Annotated in this window: 16 protein-coding genes and 2 pseudogenes; 7 read left to right on the top strand and 11 right to left on the bottom strand. The window is 61.6% G+C overall.

The genetic code is table 11. The features are described from left to right. Nucleotides 1-353 precede the first annotated feature (353 nt). The gene (locus APY03_RS25345) at nucleotides 354-968 is read right to left on the bottom strand and encodes a DMT family transporter (protein WP_068681286.1); all 615 of its coding nucleotides are present in this window, start codon (nucleotides 966-968) and stop codon (nucleotides 354-356) included. A 185-nt stretch (nucleotides 969-1,153) separates the two neighbouring features. Here APY03_RS25345 and APY03_RS44450 point away from each other — a divergent pair, with 185 nt between their 5' ends. From APY03_RS44450 to APY03_RS41790, 4 genes are all read left to right on the top strand, one after another. Next, complete coding sequence (locus tag APY03_RS44450; protein ID WP_232324396.1) at nucleotides 1,154-1,402, top strand: hypothetical protein; 249 nt, start codon at nucleotides 1,154-1,156, stop codon at nucleotides 1,400-1,402. After that, a complete protein-coding gene (locus APY03_RS25340) occupies nucleotides 1,347-1,523 on the top strand; it encodes a type II toxin-antitoxin system HicA family toxin (protein WP_068681284.1) in 177 nt (58 codons plus the stop codon). Before APY03_RS44450 ends, APY03_RS25340 begins: the two co-directional genes overlap by 56 nt. 9 nt (nucleotides 1,524-1,532) lie before the next feature. Further along, nucleotides 1,533-1,949 (top strand): type II toxin-antitoxin system HicB family antitoxin, encoded by a 417-nt coding sequence (locus APY03_RS25335; protein WP_068681282.1) that lies wholly within the window; start codon nucleotides 1,533-1,535, stop codon nucleotides 1,947-1,949. A gap of 203 nt (nucleotides 1,950-2,152) precedes the next feature. Then, nucleotides 2,153-2,320 (top strand): hypothetical protein, encoded by a 168-nt coding sequence (locus APY03_RS41790; RefSeq protein WP_157103457.1) that lies wholly within the window; start codon nucleotides 2,153-2,155, stop codon nucleotides 2,318-2,320. Nucleotides 2,321-2,342: 22 nt separating this feature from the next. On the opposite strand, the gene APY03_RS41785 is transcribed toward APY03_RS41790, so the two are convergent. The 5 genes from APY03_RS41785 to APY03_RS25315 all read right to left on the bottom strand — a co-directional run bounded on the left by APY03_RS41785 (nucleotide 2,343) and on the right by APY03_RS25315 (nucleotide 4,015). Then, nucleotides 2,343-2,486, bottom strand: a complete 144-nt coding sequence (locus APY03_RS41785; RefSeq protein WP_157103456.1) for a hypothetical protein — start codon at nucleotides 2,484-2,486, stop codon at nucleotides 2,343-2,345. Nucleotides 2,487-2,495: 9 nt separating this feature from the next. Continuing rightward, a complete protein-coding gene (locus tag APY03_RS25330) occupies nucleotides 2,496-2,819 on the bottom strand; it encodes a hypothetical protein (protein WP_068681280.1) in 324 nt (107 codons plus the stop codon). 110 nt (nucleotides 2,820-2,929) lie between these two features. Then, nucleotides 2,930-3,145, bottom strand: a complete 216-nt coding sequence (locus APY03_RS25325) for a hypothetical protein (RefSeq protein ID WP_068681279.1) — start codon at nucleotides 3,143-3,145, stop codon at nucleotides 2,930-2,932. A 22-nt stretch (nucleotides 3,146-3,167) separates the two neighbouring features. Further along, nucleotides 3,168-3,488 (bottom strand): hypothetical protein, encoded by a 321-nt coding sequence (locus tag APY03_RS25320; RefSeq protein WP_068681277.1) that lies wholly within the window; start codon nucleotides 3,486-3,488, stop codon nucleotides 3,168-3,170. 317 nt (nucleotides 3,489-3,805) lie between these two features. After that, entirely contained in the window at nucleotides 3,806-4,015 is a 210-nt protein-coding gene (locus APY03_RS25315) for a hypothetical protein (RefSeq protein WP_068681275.1), read from the bottom strand. A 68-nt stretch (nucleotides 4,016-4,083) separates the two neighbouring features. Between APY03_RS25315 and APY03_RS44445 the strand changes: the two genes are divergently transcribed. The 3 genes from APY03_RS44445 (at nucleotide 4,084) to APY03_RS44440 (ending at nucleotide 5,684) form a co-directional block, all read left to right on the top strand. Then, nucleotides 4,084-4,734, top strand: coding sequence for a hypothetical protein (locus tag APY03_RS44445; RefSeq protein WP_068681273.1), 651 nt, complete (start codon nucleotides 4,084-4,086; stop codon nucleotides 4,732-4,734). Between the two features lie 109 nt (nucleotides 4,735-4,843). After that, complete coding sequence (locus APY03_RS25305) at nucleotides 4,844-5,164, top strand: type II toxin-antitoxin system RelE/ParE family toxin (protein WP_068681270.1); 321 nt, start codon at nucleotides 4,844-4,846, stop codon at nucleotides 5,162-5,164. After that, the gene (locus APY03_RS44440; RefSeq protein WP_068681268.1) at nucleotides 5,157-5,684 is read left to right on the top strand and encodes a helix-turn-helix domain-containing protein; all 528 of its coding nucleotides are present in this window, start codon (nucleotides 5,157-5,159) and stop codon (nucleotides 5,682-5,684) included. Before APY03_RS25305 ends, APY03_RS44440 begins: the two co-directional genes overlap by 8 nt. 77 nt (nucleotides 5,685-5,761) lie before the next feature. On the opposite strand, the gene APY03_RS25295 is transcribed toward APY03_RS44440, so the two are convergent. From APY03_RS25295 to APY03_RS44435, 5 genes and pseudogenes are all read right to left on the bottom strand, one after another. Further along, nucleotides 5,762-5,953: a hypothetical protein gene (locus APY03_RS25295; protein ID WP_068681266.1), complete on the bottom strand. Its 192-nt coding sequence runs from the start codon at nucleotides 5,951-5,953 to the stop codon at nucleotides 5,762-5,764. Between the two features lie 155 nt (nucleotides 5,954-6,108). Beyond that, nucleotides 6,109-6,357 (bottom strand): hypothetical protein, encoded by a 249-nt coding sequence (locus tag APY03_RS25290; protein WP_102906039.1) that lies wholly within the window; start codon nucleotides 6,355-6,357, stop codon nucleotides 6,109-6,111. A 13-nt stretch (nucleotides 6,358-6,370) separates the two neighbouring features. Beyond that, complete coding sequence (locus APY03_RS25285; RefSeq protein WP_232081426.1) at nucleotides 6,371-6,886, bottom strand: plasmid pRiA4b ORF-3 family protein; 516 nt, start codon at nucleotides 6,884-6,886, stop codon at nucleotides 6,371-6,373. A gap of 34 nt (nucleotides 6,887-6,920) precedes the next feature. Next, a pseudogene (locus APY03_RS45390) lies at nucleotides 6,921-7,094 on the bottom strand (transposase); the annotation flags it as partial. Nucleotides 7,095-7,488: 394 nt separating this feature from the next. Next, nucleotides 7,489-7,641, bottom strand: a pseudogene (locus tag APY03_RS44435) (IS5/IS1182 family transposase); the annotation flags it as partial. Between the last annotated feature and the right edge of the window lie 164 nt (nucleotides 7,642-7,805).

The raw sequence follows: 7,805 nt of genomic DNA, 5'->3' as shown, positions 1-7,805 counted from the left end.
CTCAAGCCAACCGGCCTCCTCGAATCCCGGTGCGGTTCAGCTCGCGTACTGCTTAGCGCTAGTCACAACTCGATGAAACCGCGCGCCACCGTCCCGTCAAGTGTGGCGCGGCCAGCCGCTGACGGGCTAGGTGTCTTAATGGGGCGTGTGCCAGTTGGTCGGCTGAGCGCTCTGCGTGGCTTCGTCCGGTCGCGTCCGTTCAGCTGAGAACAGGACCACGGCAGCGGCGGCGAGCGAGAGGAATGAAATGAGCATCCCGATGCCGAATATGTACACAAGCCACAATGCTCCGGCGCCGACAAGCAAAAGAAACAAAGTTCTTAATATCAGGACTGCCACGGTCGGCCAAGCACTCAGTCGGCGACCGGCGCTTTGTGAAACCTCCACCCGAGGTTCATGCCGGCGGCGGCGATCAGGATGGCTGCCGAGCCGACGAATTGCAACGGCTTGAGCTTGTGATCGAAAGCCACGAAGTCCACCACCATGGCGAAGATTGGATAAAGAAAGGACAGTGCGCCCACGGAGTGCGTTGGCAGCTTCTGGATCGCGCCGTACAGAAGTGCGAAGACCAGGCCGGTATATACCGCGCCCATCACCACGAAATCAGCCCATGCACGGGAATCGGTCGGAAGGTTCGCCAGGTCTGCGAAGGGCGCGAGCATGACCGTGCCAACACAAACATGGATCAATGCGATGAGGTGCGGCGGCATATCGCCGAGCTTCTTCGTCACGATTGCCGCGATGGCGTAGAGGAACGCCGCGCCGAGCGCCATGAGGACGCCGGAAATGTAGGCGGCGTCGGGGCCGGCATAGGCTGCCGTCGATGGCCTCGCCTGGACGATGAGCAACACGCCCGTGAAAGCGATGCCGAGCCACATGAGCTTCGTTGCAGTGATGCGCTCGGAGAAGAAGATCGCGCCGAGGGCGACCAGAATGAACGGCTGGGTGTTGTAGACCGCGATGGCCACGGAGAGGCCCGGGAGAACGCCTCAAAGATCAGCAGCCAGTTAAGGACGATGGCGGCGCCGCCGAGGGTTGCCCAGCCGAGGTGTTTGAGGGTGAGCTTGCCGACAAGTGATCCAGTTATGGCACAGACGACCAGCAGCGTCGCCGCCCCGAAGACACAATCAACATTTTTGTTTATACTAACGCCATGAAAGTAAGCGGCGCACCAGGTGGGGTGTGGCAAATGCGGTTCATGCATCGCCGGTTAGTACGCGCGCGAAGACACGCGATCCAGACCGGCGATGAAAACTTCCTGGCCGATTTTGGCTTGATCAAGGAGAAAGAAATGGCAACTGCAAAAACCTGGGCGAAGGCGTTCGCCCGAATAAATAGTTGGACTCATGAAAACTTCAGAATTCAAGCGCTTCCTTGCCTCGAAGGGGGCCCGATTCGTTGAGGGCTCAAAGCACACGAAGGTCTATCTCGGCACCAAGCAAACGATGCTGCCGAGGCATTCGAAGGAAATTGGCGAGGGCCTGCGCAAGAGCATCCTGCGCCAGCTCGGCATCAAAGATTGAAGGTGAACTATGTTCAGCTACCCAGCCCGCGTGACGCGAGACGGCGACGGGTATCTCGTGACGTTTCCGGACATCCCGGAAGCCGTGACTGGCGCAAAGGATCGGGTCGAAGCGATTGAGCTGGCGGCCGATGCGCTGACGACTGCGATGGATTTTTATTTTGAGGATCGACGCCCGGTGCCGATGCCCTCCGCTTTGAAGCGTGGTCAGGTTGCGATCGACCTGCCGCCCAGCGTGGCTGTCAAGGTGCTCCTGCTCAACGAAATGATCGCTCAGGGCAAGCGCCCCGCCGAACTGGCGAGGTTGATGCATGCCCGGCCGCAGGAGGTGACTCGCTTGGTCGACTTACATCACCCGACCAAGATCGACACGGTGGCCGCCGCGTTGCTCGCAATGGGCAAACGGCTGGAGCTCAGACTGGCCTAGCATTTGCCGTGAACCTCTGCGCCGACTCAGGTTGGGGGACAGGTCCTCGAAACGCCAACTCGCCGCTTCCGAAGTCACTGAGGCTGCAGAAACAAGGGGGGCCGACCCTGTTGGTGAGGGGGAGGGGAGGCGGTGTCGAAAAAGGCGACAGAAGTGCAGGCAAAAATGACCATCTTTAGGAAACCTACGTCGGGCTCGGCTACGTGGATGATCCTTACCCGGGCATGCTGGACCGGGCTTCGGTGCGCGAGTACATCGAATCGATGGTCGAGATGGACTTTACGTCCGAAGGCTCGATCGTCAGCGCGACTGTGCGCGCTCACGGAGGCGTGATGCTCGCCCCCGAGCTTTCGGATGCCGGGTCAAGCTGAACAGGCCGACGCGGCGGTGTTCCTAGGCGTCAGCAAGCCGATCGAACAGCTCGCGATGCTCGATCAGAATCTTGTCCATCGTTGCGCGGATCTTGGTTCTCGCCCGCGGTGATGGTTGAAGCGCACGGGGCAGGAACACAACTTTCCGGCGGGCGCGCTGCTTCATGGGTGGTCGCTAACCCAAATACGACGCGAGGGAAGCGCCAGCCGCCACGCCCAGTGCATTACCGAGCAAGATGCCAAGGGGATAGCAGGTGCTCTGCGCCCAGCCTGTGATCCTGCGAATGAGCGCGGCCACTGGTCGCCCGCTAAGCGCGAATCCGATGCATACCGCAACAATCAATCCGGCTTCTGCGTGGTAGTTGTTCGGCACAGAACTGATCATGACCAAGGCGGCGACGCCGTAGTTGATCCATGACATGCCGACGGCTAAGGAAACGACCTGGGAGCATGCGCCGTAGTGCTGTTCGTCGAAATCGCTTGTGGGCGTGGAAGGCATCTTCAGGCCAGTGGGTGGCCGATCGGCTCGAGGGTGCCGTTCACTCATGCACGCATTGTGCTGAATCGCGTCTGATTCGCGCTAGGTCAGATAAAAAACGCACCCAGCGGTCAATCGTCCGTGGCGCTGAGCTTTGCGAGCGCGGGTTCGCGCTGTTCTTCGGTGCCGCCAAAGACGATGTCCTCGAACGTGCCGTCGCTCTTGAACACCCGGTGAGCCATGACGACGTCGTCCAGCTCGCCGGCCTTCGCAGCAACGAGGAGCTTCTCGAGATGCTCCACCACTGCCGCTTGACCCCACACGAGTGATTTGCGTTCGGAGATCATGGACGGCTCCTCAGTCGATTGATCAGGCCTCAGCATCGCTCAGGTCTGCGTGCCGGTCGCGGAAGCGGACGCGCAGCAGGGCGGTGGACCACCACAGCAGAGCAGCGTTTATGCACAGCCCGATGCAGACGAGGACGGCAGCACGATCGGCGAACCCTTCATTGAAGTCAAGGAGAAAAAGGGCGAGGGACCAGGGCAGGGCGCAGAGGATCGCGACAGCCAACAGGATGCTCTGTTCGGTAGGGCGCAGCGTGGCTACCACCAAGGCGAAGGCGAACGCCGAGCACGCACTGGGCAACCACCAAGCGTGGCGGTACCAGAGAGGCGGGCGAGTGGTGCTCATAAGTGGAAATTGTGAGACGGGCGGGCGTGAAACCGCCGAGCAAAAATCACACGTTTAACCGGAAAACCACGATCTGTCGCGCGCCGCCCACAATGATCCGCATGCGCGACGCGTCTCGAAAAGGCCCTCCGGCAACGATTCACCGGAGGGCCAGGGCAATCACGACTGTAAGAGGAGGGGGAGCGGGTGCCGTGATCGCAAGAGGAGTCTCCGTTCGTGCTCGCCCTACCGCGCATCGGTCGGTGCCTTCTAACTCGGCAGGACCAGTCCTAACCAAGAAGTTCGCGCCAGCCCGTACCTCCCCAGCGCCGCGTGGCTTATGCCCTGAGGATTTCCACGGGGCCGATGCCGGAGTAGACAGTCTCGCCCGTCTTCAGCGCGGTGACGGTCCAGCGCTCGCCAGGCGTGATCTTGTAGTCGCCAGGCTCGAACGGGAGATCGTTTTCTTCATGGACGCCGGGGCCGAGCCAGGACGGCATGCGCAGAATGGAGGCTGAGCTGGCGAAGAGGTCGTGGTTCTTGGGCATGCCTGGATCCTACTGGGGCCGGTCGTCTCGCCCACCGGTGACAATCATGGGCACACAGTGGCACCCCGATGCCGTTCGACCTATACCTGCTTCTCTCGCTGCCCGATCACCAATTGGCGTCACTGGAGACGGCACGGCACGGTGGCTCGCCAAGCAGCTACGTTCGCTGCCTCAACAGCGCTGGTCGGTGGGCGGTTCATGGCACGGCCCATTCTCCGCTCCTGGTTTGGCGCGTTGACGATGCCGAAGGCGCGCGCGCGGCCGCAGCGCGCGCGTCGAAAGCTCGCGGGCGATTTGTGGAGGTACTGTCGCGAGGTGATTCGAGTTGGGTTGAGGGGCGACAGATTCAGCTATTCACCGACGCAAGCGAGCCGGTGCTCCTTGGATACGCAGCCCACAGCACCGCGAAAGCTCTTCGCTTGCGCAACGAGGCCGACAAGCTCGAAGCGTTCTGCCTGGTTGTCCGCGCGGCATCGACTGCGGTGGATCAGGAGGCGTTCGCAGAGGTGAGCCGTGCCGCGGGGAAGGCGCTGCGTGCAAAGTTCGGCGGCGGATCGATCACGTCGGCATTTGCCTGGTTGGCTGGCCGGGCAGGGCGGGAAGCGCTCGAGAGCGTGTTGTCTGGCGAGGTCGAGCTGGCGGGCCCGCTTTCACTTCAGCAGGTGGCCGAGGCCGCTGAGCTTGCGCAGAAGGCTGAACTACTCCGCGAGGCGACCTAAGGGGCGGTGCACCCCGCTTTCGTAGGACCTCGTTTGACGCGGAGTCATGCTGCGCCTTTGGCGCAGCGATTCCGCTTCCGGTGCTCCCTTGGCGTATAATTGTGGACCAATGCTCACAGTAGTTGAAACGCTCCACTTTCAGACCCTTTGGGACGCGTACTGGACGGAGGAAGAGCGTGGTGAGTTCGCAGCCTACATTGCAGCCAACCCCACGGCAGGCGATGTGGTTCGCGGCTCGGGTGGCGTGCGCAAGGTACGTTGGACCCGCGCCGGATCTGGTAAGAGCGGGGGTGTGCGAGTGATCTATTACACCCGCACCAAGGCCGGCGAGGTCGTCCTGATGTTTATCTATGCGAAGAGCAAGCTCGATACGCTCAGTGGCGCAACTTTGAAAGGACTTCGCGATGCAGCGGAAACAGCCAATGACTGATGCCGAACTTGAGGCATGGGAAGCCAGTCGAGACCTGGAGGCAGAACTGCTCTTGTCGGCGCGGCAGATGGCCGCCGGAAAGACCCGCAAAGTTTACACACCAGTGGCCGCCGCACGCCAGAAAACCGGGCTGTCGCAGGACGGTTTTGCTTCCCTCCTTGGGGTGTCTGTGCGCACGCTTCAGCAGTGGGAACAGGGGCGTCGCGAACCGACCGGCGCAGCCAAAACATTGCTAACGATTGCCGCGCGCATGCCCGAGGCGTTCAGGGTCATCGACCCCGCGTACACGCCGCCTAACGCAACGGGCGTTGTGCGTGAGGCCGAGTCAGCCGTGGAAATCATGAAGAGCGCCGTCGCAGCTGCCAACCATGCCTTCGAATCGGTGCAGCGAGCTGTAAAGCAAGTTTCCGATATTGCAGAAGCAAACTTCAGTGCCGTTTCGGAAACTGCTGCGAACGCCGCAAAGCGAAGCTCGCGGACCGCTGCAGGTACCCGAAGCCGGCAGCACGGACGGGCATAGGATCCTGCGGGTTTCGAGCAAGCGTTACAGGGTTACAGGCTCAGACAAGTGCAAGGTCGTGGCAGCCGCGCTGATGCCTACCCGCACTTCGGAGCGCAGACGAGATGGTTCTTGCCGAGGAAGCGCTTCGAAGTCATCTCCGTGCGGAGTACGAACTTCCCGCACTTGCAGCAGGACATCATGGCTTCGGCGCGCGGCGTTGTGATGATGGAGCCTGGAGACTTCTTGACGTAGCGCAGGCCATCCTGCGTGAGTTGCGTGTTGGACATGCCGCATTTTACCCGGACTCAATTTGAAACGTGCTGGCGCGTCGTTCGTTGCTCGTCTTGGTCACCGGTCTTTTGCCTTCGAACGCCCTGGCAGCACGAGGCAGAGTAGTAAGCGAGAGCCCAAGGCCCTCCTTGACGATCGAACCTCGTAGCGACTACAGCAGATCGCTCTCGCCGTCGTTAACTTCATCGATGAAGAGGTCGTCCGACCAAGCCATCCCGATCGCCTTGTCCAGGCGCTTGAGCAGTGCATTGAAGGTCTCGCCATCACGACGCACGAGCATGGCCAGGCAGTTGCTGCCGTCGGCCGCTGTGGCAGCGCACTCGTGAGGCGGCAGCGCGCTGATGTTGATGTCACCGCCATCGGCGATCAACGTCTCGATGTTCCTCGTCGATTGCGCCATGGCAGCGTGAGTGCTAGATCGCGGCCAGGCGGTCATTGGCGTCGGTGGAATCGAACGCCTTGGGATCCCAGGTCTCTACGCCGATCCATTCGGCCAAGTTCTCGTGCTCCGGGTCATCGGGATCGGCCATGGCCTGCACGAAGTCGGCATAGCCTGGAATGCCGCCGCAGTCCTCGGGTGGCGTCGCGCAGGCGCCGCCGACGCAGAACGGCAGGGGCAGCAGCGGATCCGGTGCGAGCTTCTTCTCGACCTTGATACGGTGGTCCCAGTAGTCCCCGAAGTCGTAGACGTAGCTCAGCGTCGACCGATTCAGGGCGGTGGTCAGTCGCGCGCTCTCGCTGGTGATCAAGCCAGGATCGTCGTACATCGGATCAGGCGTTCCATAGCGCTCGCCGTCGCCGGCGATGAACTCGTGCAGGTGCGAGTGGCCCCATCCGAACGCGGCCTCGATGACCAGGTGAAGCTTGAGCAACGTGATCGTCTCGGGCACCAGCACGCGGCGCCAGACCTTGGGCTTCGTGCCGCGCAACTCGATGTGCAGTGGCCCCGGGGTTTTGCCCTGCCGAATTGCGCTGCGCGCGGCGCCACGTGAACAGAAGATTCGCGTTGATGCCGGCGTCCAACGCGATTGCCGACACGGACGCGCCAGGCAGCAGGCTTCGCGCAACCAGCTCGCGCCTCAGTTCCGGGCAGTGTTCGCGCCGCCGACGGGCGCCTCGAGTGACTCGATCGTTCATGATGTGCACTACCGCCTTGATGCACCCCATCGCAGGTGCGCTCGATCAGACGATCGTGCTCGTCGCTTGGCGATCTGAACAGAGGGCCCTGGGGCACCGCTTACGCAGAGTACGTCTCGGGCTCCTTACAAACAAGCGGCACCGTGATTGGTGCCGCCTGAGTGCCTACAGATCGAATGCAGCGGGTCGATGCGTTGCGATTCGCCTGGTCATTGGCGCACCCGCAGGTGGTGCAAACGCCCGATCGCGTCGAGCGCGCGCCTACATGGTAGATCGACTGGCCGTGTTTGATGAGTAACACTTTCTCCGCGGTGGGCAGAGGGGACGCTCATCCACAAACGCGAGCGAAGTCGTGAAGTATTGAAGTATGGGGAAGCCGTGCAGCCTTTCGCGTCTTCTTTGAATCGCGGCGCTTGCGCTCTGCCTCCTGCCAGCGACCGACCACGTGAGGGATATAGCCGTGCGCCTTGATCGTCTCGAATTCAGCACGACTGCGGTATCCCGCGTCGGCGCACAGGTGCTTACTGCGTCTGTGAGGCGGTTGCTGCGGGCGCTCTGCAGTTGCTTTGCCAGCGCTACCGCAGCGTGAGCGCTTGGAATACGTCTGAATTACTGTATGTGCGCCAGCGCACCGACGCGAACACGATCCAGAACGACACTAAGCTCATTCCATCGTAAGCGCTCTATTGACCACGCCCCTTGTGCCCAGAT

The sequence above is a fragment of the Variovorax sp. WDL1 genome, from assembly GCF_001541225.1.
GTDB lineage: Bacteria > Pseudomonadota > Gammaproteobacteria > Burkholderiales > Burkholderiaceae_C > Variovorax.
This window is presented reverse-complemented; position numbering and strand designations above follow the sequence as displayed.